The sequence below is a fragment of the Pseudomonas reactans genome, assembly GCF_013387025.1.
Lineage (GTDB): Bacteria > Pseudomonadota > Gammaproteobacteria > Pseudomonadales > Pseudomonadaceae > Aquipseudomonas > Aquipseudomonas reactans.
Genome location: NZ_JACAQP010000016.1, coordinates 1 through 15521, shown reverse-complemented (window position 1 = coordinate 15521; position 15521 = coordinate 1). Strand labels below are relative to the sequence as shown.

Genomic DNA, 15521 nt, shown 5'->3' with positions numbered 1-15521 from the left:
GAAGCGAGTCGCTCTTGATCTTAGGCGCCCCGTCAAACACGCTGGCCGAACGCAGGCTTGAATCCGTGGGTAACCCGGCAGGACGCCGGGTTAGCCGCCCCGCGCCAAGGATGGCGCGTGGCGGCGGCCCACGGATTCAAGCCGGAGTGAGGGCACACCGAGCCTAAGCGAGGTGCCGAGTGTTGGGGCGAAGACCTTTTGCTTACTTTTGGGTCTTTCCAAAAGTGAGCCGCCGTAAGGGCGGAACCATAGGCCGCCGTTACCTAAATAACGGATATGTACCCCCCCCACATTTGCTCAAATTGCCAGTTAAACCAGCTCTCGACCCAGAAATGGCGCAGTCCGGCTAACCTTGCTTTTCGCAACTGTCTGCGGCGTACCACTGACAACCACCTTCCCCCCCAAATCCCCCGCCCCCGGCCCGATATCAATCACCCAGTCACTCTGCGCCACCACGCGCATCTCATGCTCCACCACAACCACCGTATGCCCCGCCTCCACCAAGTGATTCAACTGGCTGAGCAAGCGGTCCACATCCCGTGGATGCAGCCCGGTAGTCGGCTCATCCAGCACATACAGGGTCGCGCCCCGCGCATTGCGTTGCAGCTCAGTCGCCAGTTTGATGCGCTGCGCTTCACCACCCGACAGCTCGGTCGCCGGTTGGCCCAGACGCAGATAGCCCAAGCCGATATCCCGCAACACCTGCAACGAACGCAGCACGCTCGGTTGCTCGGCGAACACGTCCACCGCTTGCTCCACCGTCAGCCCCAGTACTTGGGCGATGCTCAACCCCTGCCATTTCACCGCCAAAGTCTCGGGGTTGTAGCGTGCCCCATGACAGGTCGGACACGGCGCATACACGCTGGGCATGAACAGCAACTCGACACTGACAAAACCTTCCCCTTCGCAGTTCGGGCAACGCCCCTTGGCGACATTGAACGAGAATTGCCCGGCATCGTAGTGACGCTTCTTCGCCGCCGGTGTGGCCGCGAACAGCTTGCGCACGTTGTCGAACAGGCCGGTATAGGTCGCCAGATTGGAGCGCGGGGTGCGGCCGATGGGCTTCTGGTCCACCTGCACCAGGCGTCGGACATGCTCCAGCCCGGAGCTGATGTACCCGCCGCTGGTTTGCGGCGCGTCGTCTTCCAGGCTCGGTTCTTCGTCATTTTCCACCACGCGCCCAAGCCCGGCGCCCACCAGTTCCAGTAGCGCCTGGCTGACCAGGCTGGATTTGCCCGACCCGGAAATCCCGGTGACCGCCGTGAAGCAGCCCAGCGGGAAATCGACGTTCAGCTCCTTGAGATTATTGCGCGTCACCCCTTGCAGTTTCAGCCAGCCGGTCGGCTCGCGGCGCGCGTGCTCCGATGCACGCTTTTCAGCAAACAAATACTCACGGGTCTGCGACGCCTGCACCTGCGCCAGCCCCGCCGGCGGGCCGCTGTACAGCACTTGCCCGCCATGTTCGCCGGCGGCCGGGCCCACATCGATCAGCCAATCGGCGCGGCGCATGGTTTCCAGGTCATGTTCCACCACAAACAACGAATTGCCCGCGGCTTTCAAGCGCTCCAGCGCAGTGAACAACGCCTCGCCATCCGCCGGATGCAGGCCCGCCGAGGGCTCATCCAACACATAGATTACGCCGAACAACTGCGAGCCCAGTTGTGTGGCCAAACGCAGCCGCTGCAACTCCCCGGACGACAAGGTCGGTGTACTGCGTTCCAGGGACAGATAACCCAGGCCCAACTCGGTCAACGTGCTGACCCGCTCCAGCAAATCCTGGGCAATCCGCTGGGCAGCCAGGCGTTTTTCCACCGACAGTTTCATCTTGTCTTGCCCCGCCGCCACCGGCCGCAGCAACTCGGCCAATTGCGCCAACGACAACTGCGACAACTCACCGATGTCCACCCCGGCAAACTTCACCGACAGCGCGGCCTTGGTCAGGCGTTTGCCCTCGCACAGCGGGCAGGCGCTGCCCTGCATGAACTGCGAGACGCGTTTTTTCATCAGCGCGCTCTGAGTATGGGCGAAGGTGTGCAGGATGTAGCGCCGGGCGCCCATGAAGGTGCCTTGGTAGCTCGGCTCCAGTTTGCGCTTGAGTGCATCGCGGGTCTGTTCCGGCGTGAAGCCGGCGTAGACCGGTGCGGTGGGGGTTTCTTCGGTGAACAGGATCCAGTCGCGCTGCTTTTTCGGCAGGTCGCGCCAGGGGATATCCACGTCGTAGCCCAATGTCACCAGAATGTCCCGCTGGTTCTGGCCTTGCCATGCCAATGGCCAGGACGCCACCGCACGCTGGCGGATGGTCAGCGAAGGGTCCGGCACCATCAGCGCTTCGGTCACCTCGTACACACGGCCCAGGCCATGGCATTGCGGGCACGCGCCCTGGGGCAGGTTGGGCGAGAAGTCCTCGGCGTACAGCATCGGTTGGCCCGGCGGATAGCTGCCGGCGCGGGAGTACAGCATGCGGATCAGGCTCGACAGCGTCGTCACGCTGCCCACCGACGAGCGTGCACTCGGCGTGCCGCGCTGCTGTTGCAGGGCCACGGCGGGCGGCAGGCCTTCGATGCTGTCCACGTCCGGCACGCCGACCTGGTCGATCAGCCGTCGCGCATACGGCGCCACCGACTCGAAATAACGCCGTTGCGCTTCGGCATACACCGTGGAAAACGCCAGGGACGACTTGCCGGAGCCCGATACGCCGGTAAACACCACCAGGGCATCCCGAGGAATATCCACGTCGACGTTACGCAGGTTGTGTTCGCGGGCGCCGCGCACGCGGACGAAACCGCTTGGCTGGGCAGTGATCGCAGGGATGTTGCGCTGTGAAGTCATGGACAACCTTGTCGGGCGGTGAGCACGCTGCGCACCCGTTGCGTGAGGGCGTCGGGGCTGTAGGGTTTGCTCAGCAGATGAATGTCGGCGCTCAGCAGATGATTGCTGGAGAGAATGTCACGGGTATGGCCGGAGGTGAACAGCACTGCCACCGGAGGGTTCTGCACGCGGGCCCAGTCGGCCAGGTCAGTGCTTTTGATACGGCCAGGCATAACCACATCGGTGAAGATCAACTCTGGCTGCAAACCGGCTTGCAGCTTGAGCATGGCCTGGTCGCCGTCATCGGCCGTAAGCACGGTGTAGCCGGACTGTTCGAGCAACTCGACGACGGTCAGGCGCACGCCTTCGTTGTCCTCGACCACCAGGATGGTTTCCTGGCCGCCACTCTGGGGGATCTGGTCGATATGCACATCGAGGCTTTCCGGCTCCAGGCTGTGGGGGAAATACATCTGCACCACCGAGCCCTTGCCCTCTTCGCTCCACATTTCCACATGCCCGCCACTCTGGCGCACAAAGCCGAACACCATGCTCAGGCCCAGGCCGGTGCCATGGCCTTCGCGCTTGGTGGTGAAGAAGGGTTCGAACGCCCGTTTCAGCGTGGACTCGGACATGCCGATACCGGTGTCGATGACCGCCAGGCGCACATATTCGCCGGGCTTGATGCTTTTGCCCGCGCAGTCGTCGGGGTTGAGGATGATGTTCTCGCCAGTGATACGGATCACGCCCTCGCCCTGCATGGCATCCCGGGCGTTGATCGCCAGGTTGAGCAGCGCATTTTCCAGCTGGTTGCGGTCGACGTTGATAAACCAGGAGTCCTGGGGCAATTGCACATCAATATGGATGGTTTCCCCCAGCGCCCGTTGCAGCAGTTCGCCAAGCCCCGCGTAGATGCGTTGCGGGTTGTACACCGCCGGCGACAAGGGTTGGCGACGGGCAAACGCAAGCAATTGCGACGACAGCTTGGCCCCGCGCTCCACCGCCGCAATGGCCGCGGCGACACGGCGCTGCACCTGGGCGTTGTCCGGTTCGTGGCGGGCCAGCAAATGCAGGTTGCCAGCGATCACTTGCAGCAGGTTGTTGAAGTCGTGTGCCACGCCACCGGTCAGGCCGCCGATGGCTTCGAGTTTCTGCGACTGGCGCAATTGGTCCTCGGCAGCGGAGCGCGCCTGCACTTCGGCAGCGACCCGTTGCTCCAGGTTATGCGTGAGTTCCTGGCGCACCTGTTCGGATTTCACCAGTTCGGTGGTCTCCACCACAATCGCCAACACCCCGGCGGGTTGCTGGTTGTCGCCAGCGACCGGGCTGTAATACAGGTCCAGCCACACGGTTTCCGGCCTGCCGTTGCGCAACAGCACCAGGTCCTTGTTGTTGAACGACAGGGTGCCGCCAGCCAGGCAGGTATCCATCACATGGCGGTTGAAGTCGGCCACTTCCGGCCAACCCAGTTCTACTGGCGTGCCCAGCAGGTACGGGTGACGGCCACCGGCAAAGGCCGAGTAGCTGTCGTTGTAGATCATGTACCCCCATTGGCCCCACAGCATCACCATGGGCACGGGTGACGCCAGCATCATCTGCACGGTGCAAGTCAGGCTGGTGGACCATTGGTCGATCGGGCCCAGGTCGGTGGTCGCCCAATCGAAGGTGCGGATCCGCTGGGCCATTTCACCGGCCCAGCCTTCACAGCCGTGGGGGTTGGATAAAAATTGCATCGGTTGGCTCTGTGCGCAAAGAGAACATCGGCAAGTTTTGGAGCGCTGCAAACCTGGATGGTTTCAACTCATCTACTGTAGGCGTTAATTACAGCAGAAAGCACTGGCCTCAGTGAAAATCCCGGCTGCGCACCGTGATGCCTTCCAGTAACGGCGTCAGGTCGGTGAGACGCCCGGCGATCAGGTGCCGCACTTCGCCCACCGCTTCCCAGCGACCGTCCACTTTCAACAACCGCGAGCCGACCAATGCCTGGCGTTGACGCTCAGCCAGATCACGCCAGACCACCACATTGAGGTTGCCGAATTCATCTTCCAGGGTGACAAAGGTCACCCCGCTGGCTGTGCCGGGGCGTTGTCGACCGGTGACCAACCCCGCGACGCTGACATTGCGCCCATGCTCCACCGCCATCAGCTCCTGGGAACTGCGACAGCGCCGTTTGCGCAGTTCCGCACGCAACAACGCCAACGGATGTGGGCCCAGGGTGGTGCCGACCGTGGCGTAGTCGGCGTGCAGGTCCTCGCCCACTGTGGGCATCGGCAACTCCACCACGGCTTCGTCCGGGCTCGGCAGGCCGGCAAACAGCCCGAGTTGCTTGTGTACGCCGGCCACTTCCCAACGTGCCTTGTGTCGGTTGCCAGCCAGGGCGCGCAAGGCGCCGGCATCCGCCAGCAGTGCCTGGGCGCGTGCATCCAGCCCGGCACGCGCGTCCAGGTCGGCAATATCGCTGAACGCCCGGCGCTGGCGTGCGGTTTCGATGCGCCGCGCATCTTCCTCACGAAACCCCGCGATCATGCGCAAACCCATGCGGATCGCCGGCTGTGCGCCGTCAATCGGCTCCAGGCTGCAATCCCAGTCGCTGGCCTGCACGTCCACCGGGCGGATCTGCAAGCGATGGCGCCGCGCGTCTTGCAGGATCTGGTCCGGGCTGTAAAACCCCATGGGCCAGCTGTTGATCAGTGCACAGGCAAACGCCGCCGGCTCATGGCACTTGAGCCAGCAACTGGCGTAGGTCAGCAAAGCGAAACTGGCCGCGTGGGACTCGGGGAAGCCATAGCTGCCAAAGCCCTTGATCTGCTCGAAGATCTGCGCAGCAAAGGCCTCGGTGTAACCGTTTTTCAGCATGCCGGTGCGCAGGCGCGCCTGGTGCGGCTCCAGGCCACCGTGGCGTTTCCAGGCGGCCATGGAGCGGCGCAACTGGTCGGCTTCACCGGGGCTATAGTCGGCGGCGACCATGGCGATCTGCATCACCTGTTCCTGGAACAGCGGGATACCCAGGGTACGTTTCAACACCACTTCCAGTTCCGGCGAAGGATAAGTGGTTGCCTCCTCCTTGTTCCGCCGTCGCAAGTACGGGTGCACCATGCCGCCCTGGATCGGCCCCGGCCGCACGATGGCGACCTCGATCACCAGGTCATAGAACGTCTGCGGCTTGAGCCTGGGCAACATCGACATCTGCGCCCGCGACTCGATCTGGAACACACCAATGGTGTCGGCCTTGCTGATCATCGCGTAGGTGGCCGGGTCTTCCTTGGGCACCGACGCCAGGCTCATGTCACGGTTGCGATGACGACGCAGCAGGTCGAAACAGCGGCGGATCGCACTGAGCATGCCCAAGGCCAGGATGTCCACCTTAAGCAGGCCGACGGCGTCGAGGTCGTCCTTGTCCCACTGGATGATGGTGCGCTCGGCCATGGCGGCATTTTCCACCGGCACCAGGGTGTCCAGCGGGTATTCGGAAATCACGAAGCCACCAGGGTGCTGGGATAGGTGCCGGGGAAAGCCGATCAATTGCTGGGTGAGCGTGAGCACGCGGCGCAGAATCGGGCTGTCGGGGTCGAAGCCGCCTTCGCGCAGGCGCTCCAGCGGAGGCGCGTCGTCACTCCAGCGCCCGCAGCAGTCGGCCAGGGCGTTGATCTGGTCTGGCGGTAACCCCAAGGCCTTGGCCACATCACGCACTGCGCCGGACGCGTGATAACTGCTGACCACCGCCGTCAGCGCCGCGCGGGTGCGACCGTAACGCTGGAACACGTACTGCAGCACTTCTTCGCGGCGTTCGTGCTCGAAGTCCACGTCGATATCCGGTGGCTCATTGCGCTCCCTGGAGAGAAAACGCTCAAACAACATACTGGTCAGGCTCGGATCGATCTCGGTGATGCCCAAGGCAAAACACACCGCCGAGTTGGCCGCCGAGCCGCGCCCCTGACACAGGATCGACCGGCTGCGGGCAAACTGCACAATGTCGTGCACCGTGAGGAAGTAGCTTTCGTAACCCAACTCGCTGATCAACTCCAACTCGCTGTTGATCTGCTGCAAGGTCTTGACGTCGACACCCTGCGGCCAGCGTTTGGCGATGCCTTCTTCGGTCACGGCGCGCAGCCAGGATTTGGCGTTGTGGCCGGCGGGCACCAGTTCGCGCGGATAGTGATAGCGCAATTGGCTGAGATCGAAGGTGCAGCGGCGGGCGATGGCCTGGGTTTCGTCGAGCAACGACGCGGGGTACAGCGCGCTTAACGCCTCCCGGCTGCGCAGATGCCGCTCGCCATTGGGGTGCAGCCGCGTACCGGCTTCGGCCACCGGTACGTGATGCCGAATAGCGGTCATGGTGTCTTGCAGGGCACGGCGGCCACGCGCATGCATGTGCACATCGCCGCACGCCACTGCCGGGATGTGCAGGCTGGCAGCCAATTGCAGGCGTTGTTCCAAGTGGCGAGCATCGTCCTGGCCGCAGTGCAGGTGCACCGCCAGCCACAGGCGTTCGGCGAAGGTTCGGCACAGCCATTGGACGTCGGCCTGGGTGTCGCTGTCTTCGGCTACCCACAGCGCCAGCAGGCCGGGCAGCGGTTGCTCGAAGTCCTCGCGCAGCAGGCGATAGCGGCCTTTTTCGGCACGCCGCCGGGCCAGGGTGATCAAGCGGCACAGGTGCTGGTAGCCGCTGAGGTCTTCCACCAGCAGCACCAGTTTCGGGCCGTTGTCGATACGCATCTCGCTGCCAATGATCAGCGGCAGCTCCACCGCCTTCGCCGCCTGCCAGGCGCGCACGATGCCTGACAAGGTGCATTCATCGGTGATCGCCAGGGCGCTGTAGCCTTGGCGCTTGGCGCGCTCGAACAGTTCCAGCGCACTGGAGGCGCCGCGCTGGAAACTGAAGTTGGAGAGGCAGTGCAGCTCACTGTAGGAACGAGCTTGCTCGCGAAGGTCGTTAACGATGACACGGGGGCTCTGGATGAACGCGTTGCCTGGGCGTTTTTCGCGAGCAAGCTCGCTCCTACAGGGGGGTGTCAGCGTTGTGGGGGTTTTCATGAGAACCAGCCTTGCAGCCATAAACCTTCGCCCTGCCCCACGATGCGAAAGGCCCAGCCCTGCTGGCCGGCGCGGGTCTGGATCAGGTAGTAGTCGCGGCGGATATCGGCGCCGTCCCACCAGCCGGACTCGATGCGTTCCGGCCCCATGAGGATCTGCACGCCCTGCTCGCCCAGCAAGGTCGGCTCGTTCAGTAGCCAGCCGGGGCGCTGCACTTTGTTCAAGGTTGGGCACGGGGTTTTATCCGCTGTCGCTTGCCAGGCACATTCGGGACGGTGGTCGGCGTGAAAGCGCAAGCCCTGCACCGCCTCATCGCCCAAACGGGCACGCAGGCGTTCGCGCAGTTGCTCCCACGGCAAGGTTTGTTGCGGGCGGTCGTCGAACAGGTCCTGGCGCTGGGGCACAAACACCGGCAGGTCCTGGGCCACCAGGCGAAAGCCACGTACCGGTGAAGTAACTTGCACCTGCTCCAGGCGGCCACGGGCCAATTCAAACAACATCGCCGGTTCGCGTTCGGCACTGAGCAGGCCGACCTTGATCACGCTGTCGGGCGCCTGGGCGTGTTCAAGATGCAGGTCGAAACGCTGCACACCACTGTCGCGGCCACACAGGAACGCGGACAGATCGCCGGTCAAACGCCTTAACGGAAACAACAGTGCCTGATGGGATTGCACGTCAAAATTCAGCTCGATGCGCACATCGAACCGGTCCGGCGGCTGATAGAACGCCAAGGCCAGCGGCCGCTGCCCAGCCAGTGCATCCAGATGCTTGAGCAGGCAGGCCTCAAAGCGCCGTGCCAGGGTATGCCGAGGCAGCGCCTGCACCTGGGCCAATGTGCGCAGGCCCATGCGCGACAAAGCCGTGGCGGCCTGCGGGTCGAGGCCGGCGCGGTCGATGGGCAGCGGCGCCAGGGCCTGCATCAAGCCGTCATCCTGCACCGCCAGGCCATCATCGATATTCGCCAGCACCCGCGCTGCTGCCGGGTTGGGTGCCGCGACGATACGGTGGCGAAAACCCAGTTCGGTCAACTCTTTACGCAAGCGCGCTTCGAAGCGCGGCCATGGCCCGAACAGCCCCAGGCTCGATTCGATCTCGAACAACAAGGCACGCGGATAATACAGGCTGACCTGGGAACTGAACTGGTAGGCCCAGGCAGCGAGGAACTGCTGGTAGCGTTCGATCTCAGCAGGGTCATATTCGGCGCTGGCAAAGGTCTTGGCCAGGGCATGCGCCGCCGTCAGGGATTGGCCGGGGCGCAGGCCCAGGGCGCGGGCGGCATCGTTGACGGTTTGCAGCACACGCCGTTGCGGCGTGCCGGCCAGCAAGACCAGGGGTTGCTCAGGCTCGGGGTGCACACGCTGCACCCCGTCCAGCGCCAATTGCGGGAAGACAATACACACCCAGCGCATGGCAACCTCAATGCCCCGCCAGCGCAATCGGCGCCGGATGGGCCAGACCGCCCCGGCACTTTAGCACCCGCACCTGCGCGGGCTTGGCCTCCACGGCCAGGCGCAAGGCGGCAGGCGATGAATTGACCGCCTCACTCAAGGCACGCCAGGCAAAGGCCAGGGTCTGCCCGGTTTCCGCCGCCACTTGCAGGCGCCGCAGCGCACGGTCATCGGCCTTGCGTGGCCAGCACAACACCGCACCGCAACTGCCGGAACGCAGGCATTGCTCCACCGCCCACAAGGCATCGCGCTCCTCGGCCTGGATCACCGAAAGCAGGCGCAGGTCCACCCCGGCGTTCTGCCAGGCATGCGGATACGGCGTGTAGGGCGGCGCCACCAACACAATGCGCTCGCCCGCCTTTGATAAACGGGCCAGGGTTGGCAGCACCAGTTGCAGTTCGCCCACCCCCTCCTTGGCCATGAGGATTTCACTCAAGGCCGCCTCCGGCCAGCCGCCCGTGGGCAATACCGCATCCAGCGCTGCCAGCCCGGTGGGATACACACTGGCCGGCGGTGCGGCGGGCCGGCCTTTCCAGACACGCCCGCCATTGAACAGCGTGTCCAGTGCAACCACGGCGCCCATCAGCCTTGCCTCACCAAGCCGCAGAACACCCCTTCGATCGCCAGGTCCTGATCGGGCCCGACCACAATAGGTTGATACGCGGGGTTGCGCGGCAGCAAACGCACGCTGTCGCCCTGGCGCTCGAAACGCTTGATAGTCACTTCACCGTCCAGGCGCGCCACCACAATCTGCCCGTTCAAGGCCTCGGCACTGCGGCGCACGCCCACCAGGTCGCCATCGAGAATACCGTCTTCGATCATCGAATCACCCTGCACGCGCAGCAGGTAATCCGGGGTTTTCGCGAAGGTCGATGGGTCGAGTTGCAGGCGGCTGTGCACCTCCGCATCGGCCCCGATGGGCAAACCAGCCGCCACACGGCCGAGCACCGGCACATCCAGCCACTCCGGACGCTTAGGTTGATTGAGCAGGCGAATGCCGCGCGCCTGGTTCGGGTTGACCTCGATAAACCCGGCTTCCGTCAGCGCCAGCACGTGCTTGCGCGCCACGCTGCGCGAGGCAAAGCCGAACGCCTCGGCGATCTCGGCGAGGCTGGGAGTCTGGCCTTGCTGCGCGATGCGGTCGCGGATAAAGGTCAGGATGGCGGTACGGCGGGGGGTTAGAGTCGTCATGGAGTACATTTGTACTCCTGTGGGAAATTTCTGACAATAGCCGCTAGTCGTGTGAGGGACGACAAGGTTTGTCGAAACGTCCCACATAACCGCCGGATAACCTCTACTCCCCTCCTCTGAGAACCTCTGCAAAGTCCCTCGCCTGAATACACAGTGCGAGGGATTGCGGATGGATTTTCTTGTTGTTGGAGCTGTTGCTTGAACCCGGCTATTGGCAGGCTCGCCCTGACCCCAATGGAGGTGAAGACGGTCGATGTCGAGGCTGTCTTTCGCGACTTCCGGGAATGCCTGAATACCTTTGACGATTGGGCATCGAGCTTTTGGAGCTTTTCGGCGCTGGATGTCGAGCAGGTCTTCAAGGTCGGGGATGAAGTAGCACTGGTCGCGCCGATCAACCACGCTCTTTACCCGAGCACCACCACCGCTACCTGCCAGGCCAACGGCACGTTGACCCTGGTGCATATGTTCCAGAGCACGCGATTCGTGCCCATCGGCAACACACCGGTGATGCTGCAACGCGTCGACCCCAACGGCGGCCCACTGGGCGAGCCGATCCACAAGACCATCGGCCCGAGCGGCATTCTCAAAATCCACGAGTGTGAGCGCAACCAGCAGTATCGGGTCAGCTTCTATCCCAATGTCTCCAAGGATCACGTCAAGGCGCTGTATGCGTCTTATCAGACAATGATTGATGAACTGGAAATCCGTCTGCGCAACGAGTGGACCGGCACCTTCCAGGGGCTGTGGAAGGACTACACCGATGCGAGCCCGCTTGATCAACGCAGAATGCTGGAGGCGGCGTTTCTACGCGGCATGGGCAAGGCGCTTTACAACCTCTGGGACAACCTCACCCAACTGTGCGACCTGCTGGCCGACCTCAAGCCCAACAGCGAAAAGCTCCTGCACTACCTGTCCCAAACCGAGCTGGATGAGCTACTGAAACTGGGCAGCGATGCCATCGCAAAAGGCTTGTTGGTGCTCAGCGATGAGCCGCTGCTGTTCATTTATGTGTCGGCGATTTGCAGCTGGATTCGGATGTTGCCGCCGCAGGACATGAACGAGGTGATGGGCGAAATCACTGGCGAGATCCTGATCAGCCTCGTGCTGATCTGGGCAACGGCGGGCATGGGTGTGACGGTACGCCTTGGCGCCCAGGTGATGGGCCATATCAAATCTGGTCGGGCGCGTAAATGGCTGGAGAAGTTGGCTGAACAACTGGTCGGGCCGCGGTTGGACGCGCATGTCGAAGCGGCCAAACCGATGTTGCTGGGTAGCCCGGCGACGCCGATTCGGACGATTCCGGATGTGCCGTTGAAGGCTGGGGATCAGGTGGTTTCCAACGCGGTGCCGGTGGTGCGGGACAAGGCCCAGCGGACGGTGTTGGTGCGCCAGGAACATGTGGATGATGTGCCGGCTGTTGGGAAGAATCCGGCTGGGGATGCGGCGGCGGCGTCGGACAAGACGGCCACCAACGGCTGCCCGGTGTCGATGGTCACGGGTGAGGAACTGCTGACGCTCACCGACGGCACGCTGGACGGAATTCTGCCGTTTGAGTGGACCCGGTTGTATCGCACCAGCGCGGTGGAAGTGGACTGTGGGTTGGGATTTGGCTGGAGTCATTCGCTGGCGCATCGGCTGGCTGTTTCCGGGGATTCGGTGGTGTGGACCGATCATGAGAATCGGTCGACTACCCTGCCCTTGCCCACGGTTTCTCGGCCTGCGATCACCAATAGTCTGGCGGAAGCGGCGATCTACTTGGGGTCGTTGCCCGATGAGTTAGTCCTGTCTCAAGGGTCGCGTTTCTACCACTTTCGCGACGGTGTGCTGACGGCGATCAGCGATGCGTATGACAACCGGTTGCGCATTTCTCGCAATTACCTGGGGCAGATTGAGCGGCTGGATAACGGCGTGGGGCGTTCGCTGTTTTTGCGCTATGCGTCGGGCCGCATTGTGGCGGTGGACTACCAGATTGAGCGGGCGGTGGATGACGGTCCTTTTGTCTGGGTGACGGAGCAGAACGTTGTTTCCTACGCCTATGACAATTTTGGACGATTGGTTTGCGCGACCAATACGGTAGGCGAAAGCGAGGTTTATCGGTACGACGAGCAGCACGTCATTCTTGAGCGTGGACTGGCCGGTGGCGCGAGCTTTTTCTGGGAGTGGGAAAGAGCTGGCAAGGCCGCGCGGTGTGTCCGCCATTGGGCCAGTTTCTCGCAGATGGACACGCGCTATGCCTGGGATGACAACGGCCAGGTCACGGTGTTTAACGCCGATGGCAGTCAGGAAGTCTATGTGCATGACCAGCGGGCGCGGCTGGTGCAGCGGGTGGATCCTGATGGTGCTGAGCACTTCAAGTCCTACGATGAGAAAGGTCGGCTGACGGTTGAGCAGGATCCGCTGGGGGCTATTACGGCCTACCAGTACGACGAAGCTGGACGTTTGGTGGCGGTGTTTCCTGGGGATGATGAGCCAACATCCTACGAGCATGACAATGGGTTCGTACGGGTTGTGCGGCGTGGTGAAGCGGTTTGGAAATATGAGCGTAATGACCAGGGCGATGTTAAGCGTAGGACCGATCCTGACGGCCATTCGACTGAGTACAGCTACAACAAACGCGGACAACTGACGCAGGTTTGGTATCCCGATCACAGCTGTCATCGGCTGGTTTGGAATGAGCGGGGTCAGTTGCTTGAGGAGCAGTTGCCGAATGGCGGAGTCAAGCGTTATCGCTATGACGATCTGGGGCGACAGGTTGTCCGCGAGGATGAACATGGCGCGCTGACCCAGTTTCAATGGGACGCCGCAGGCCGCTTGCTGAAACTGACTCAGCCCGGGGGGGCCACACGGGAATACAGCTACAACGCTTACGGAAAAATCACCTCTGAGCGCGATGAACTCGGCCACGTCACCCGCTACGAATACGCCGATGGCCTGCACCTGATCAGCCGTCGCATCAACGCTGATGGCACTCAGGTCAAATACCGTTACGACAACGTGCGGTTATTGCTGACCGAGATCGAAAACGAAGTCGGAGAAACCTACCGACTCCAGTACCACAGCAACGGCCTGATCCAACAGGAAACCGGCTTTGACGGCCAGCGCACGGCTTACCTCTACGACCTCAACGGCAACCTGCAGGAAAAGACCGAACACGGCGATGACGGTAGTCAGTTGGTTACCCGCTACGAGCGCGATTATGCCGGGCGACTCGTAAGAAAAACCCTGCCCGACGGCAACCTGGTCGATTACGCCTACGACCGTCAGGGCAACCTCCTAAGCGTCGAGGATGGCCACTGGGCGTTGGCCTACGAGTACGACAGCCAAAACCGCCTCACCGCCGAACACCAAGGCTGGGGCACGCTGCGCTATGGCTACGACGCCTGCGGCCACCTGCAAAACCTACGCCTGCCGGATAACAACCGCCTGGTGTTCAACCATACCAAAGGTGGCCACCTCGCCACCGTCGAGTTAAACGGCGCGTTACTGACGTCCCACCTGTTCAAAGCCGGTCAGGAACTCCAACGCCAACAAGGCCAACTGATCAGCCACTACCACTACGACGATCAACAACGCCTGCACGCCCACGCCGTTACCCAACAGCAACACACCCTCTACCAACGCCAGTACGACTACGACAAAGCCGGCAACCTCACCCGCTTGCTCGACACCCACAAAGGCGATCACCACTACCACTACGACCCGCTAAACCGCCTCACCCGGGCCAACCACTCCCAAGGCGAGCAAGAACGCTTCGGCCACGACCCGGCCGGCAACCTGCTCATGCAAAACCGCCCCGGCCCCGACATCGTGGCGGGCAATCGGCTGATGATCCAAGGCGACCATCACTACGACTATGACGCCTTCGGCAACCTTATCCGCGAACGGCGTGGTAAAGGCCATCAACTCGTTACTGAATACAGCTACGACTGCCAGCACCGGCTGATCGGCATTAAAAAACCCAACGGCCAGACCGCCAGCTATCGCTACGATCCGTTTGGTCGTCGCATTAGCAAAACTGTGGACGGCATAACCACCGAGTTCTTCTGGCAAGGCGACAAACTCATCGCCGAACACCACCCGGAGCGCCACCGCAGCTACCTCTACGAACCCGATAGCTTCCGGCCGTTGGCGATGCTGGAAGGCTTCGGCCCGAAGGAAATCAAGCCCTACCATTACCAACTAGACCACCTCGGCACCCCACAGGAACTCACCGCATCCGATGGCCAAATCGTCTGGTCCGCCCATTACCGTGCCTATGGCGAAATCACCCGTCTAGATATAGCGAAGATCGACAACCCGCTGCGTTTTCAGGGCCAATATTTCGATCAGGAAAGCGGACTGCACTACAACCGTCATCGTTACTACAATCCGGATATTGGTCGCTACCTGACGCCGGACCCGGTGAAGTTGGCGGGTGGGATTAACACGTACCAATACGTGCCCAATCCTACGGGGTGGGTGGATCCGTTAGGATTGAGCCCATGTCCTGGCGAAGATAAATGCAAGCCAACCATCGAAGGAACGAAGGCAAACGCCAATGAAGGCGGCCCACTCAGCCCCATACCCTCATATATCCCGCCTGAAATGGGATATCACAAAGAAATCTATGCCAATAAACCCGTTAAACCGGAGGACACCACTCGTAAATGGGATGATTTCCTAGGGCCAGGCCCTCACACAAACACCAACCCACGGACAGGAATGCCCGATCGCGACAGAATAGTTTCTGGTGATGCAAAAAGAAGCATTCGTTATGGTTCGCATGAAATGAACAGCAAACCAAGTAAGCATCACTATCACGAGGAAACATGGACACTTGAGCTTAAAACCAACAAAATTAATGTAGATAACACTGTTATAAGAGTCCCACTACTGAAGAAGTGACATGAAAATACGGATTACCGAAGTACTTCATGAGATGGGCACTATACTTGTGGGCTTCCACTCGTACGCCGGAAGCAGCACCGCCTTGTGGGTAGGAACTGCGCCCACAATAGGCGATGAGATGGATGTAGAGTTTGACCTAGGGATGGTCTGAAGTAG

Annotated in this window: 7 protein-coding genes; 1 reads left to right on the top strand and 6 read right to left on the bottom strand. The window is 61.9% G+C overall.

The annotated features are described in order from the left end of the window. Positions 1-309 precede the first annotated feature (309 nt). The 6 genes from uvrA to lexA all read right to left on the bottom strand — a co-directional run bounded on the left by uvrA (position 310) and on the right by lexA (position 10487). On the bottom strand, positions 310-2829 hold the full coding sequence (gene uvrA / locus HX793_RS18650) for an excinuclease ABC subunit UvrA (RefSeq protein WP_177096186.1): 2520 nt from the start codon (positions 2827-2829) through the stop codon (positions 310-312). Continuing rightward, positions 2826-4538 (bottom strand): ATP-binding protein, encoded by a 1713-nt coding sequence (locus HX793_RS18645; RefSeq protein WP_016980369.1) that lies wholly within the window; start codon positions 4536-4538, stop codon positions 2826-2828. Before HX793_RS18645 ends, uvrA begins: the two co-directional genes overlap by 4 nt. A gap of 109 nt (positions 4539-4647) precedes the next feature. After that, positions 4648-7839 (bottom strand): error-prone DNA polymerase, encoded by a 3192-nt coding sequence (locus HX793_RS18640; RefSeq protein ID WP_218178722.1) that lies wholly within the window; start codon positions 7837-7839, stop codon positions 4648-4650. Next, positions 7836-9248 carry a Y-family DNA polymerase gene (locus HX793_RS18635; protein WP_177096188.1) on the bottom strand — a complete coding sequence of 471 codons (1413 nt, stop codon included), beginning with the start codon at positions 9246-9248 and terminating at the stop codon, positions 7836-7838. Before HX793_RS18635 ends, HX793_RS18640 begins: the two co-directional genes overlap by 4 nt. A 7-nt stretch (positions 9249-9255) precedes the next feature. After that, a complete protein-coding gene (gene imuA, locus HX793_RS18630; RefSeq protein WP_016980372.1) occupies positions 9256-9870 on the bottom strand; it encodes a translesion DNA synthesis-associated protein ImuA in 615 nt (204 codons plus the stop codon). Then, positions 9870-10487: a transcriptional repressor LexA gene (lexA, locus tag HX793_RS18625; protein ID WP_177096190.1), complete on the bottom strand. Its 618-nt coding sequence runs from the start codon at positions 10485-10487 to the stop codon at positions 9870-9872. Before lexA ends, imuA begins: the two co-directional genes overlap by 1 nt. Before the next feature lie 225 nt (positions 10488-10712). Here lexA and HX793_RS18620 point away from each other — a divergent pair, with 225 nt between their 5' ends. Next, positions 10713-15362, top strand: a complete 4650-nt coding sequence (locus HX793_RS18620) for an RHS repeat-associated core domain-containing protein (protein ID WP_256354473.1) — start codon at positions 10713-10715, stop codon at positions 15360-15362. Positions 15363-15521 lie beyond the last annotated feature (159 nt).

What these genes read in the sequence shown, in the direction of transcription:
- HX793_RS18635 (WP_177096188.1), bottom strand. Translation starts at nt 9,248, where the DNA reads ATGCGCTGGGTGTGTATTGTCTTCCCGCAATTGGCGCTGGACGGGGTG.
- uvrA (WP_177096186.1), bottom strand. Translation starts at nt 2,829, where the DNA reads ATGACTTCACAGCGCAACATCCCTGCGATCACTGCCCAGCCAAGCGGT.
- imuA (WP_016980372.1), bottom strand. Translation starts at nt 9,870, where the DNA reads ATGGGCGCCGTGGTTGCACTGGACACGCTGTTCAATGGCGGGCGTGTC.
- lexA (WP_177096190.1), bottom strand. Translation starts at nt 10,487, where the DNA reads ATGTACTCCATGACGACTCTAACCCCCCGCCGTACCGCCATCCTGACC.
- HX793_RS18620 (WP_256354473.1), top strand. Translation starts at nt 10,713, where the DNA reads ATGGAGGTGAAGACGGTCGATGTCGAGGCTGTCTTTCGCGACTTCCGG.
- HX793_RS18645 (WP_016980369.1), bottom strand. Translation starts at nt 4,538, where the DNA reads ATGCAATTTTTATCCAACCCCCACGGCTGTGAAGGCTGGGCCGGTGAA.
- HX793_RS18640 (WP_218178722.1), bottom strand. Translation starts at nt 7,839, where the DNA reads ATGAAAACCCCCACAACGCTGACACCCCCCTGTAGGAGCGAGCTTGCT.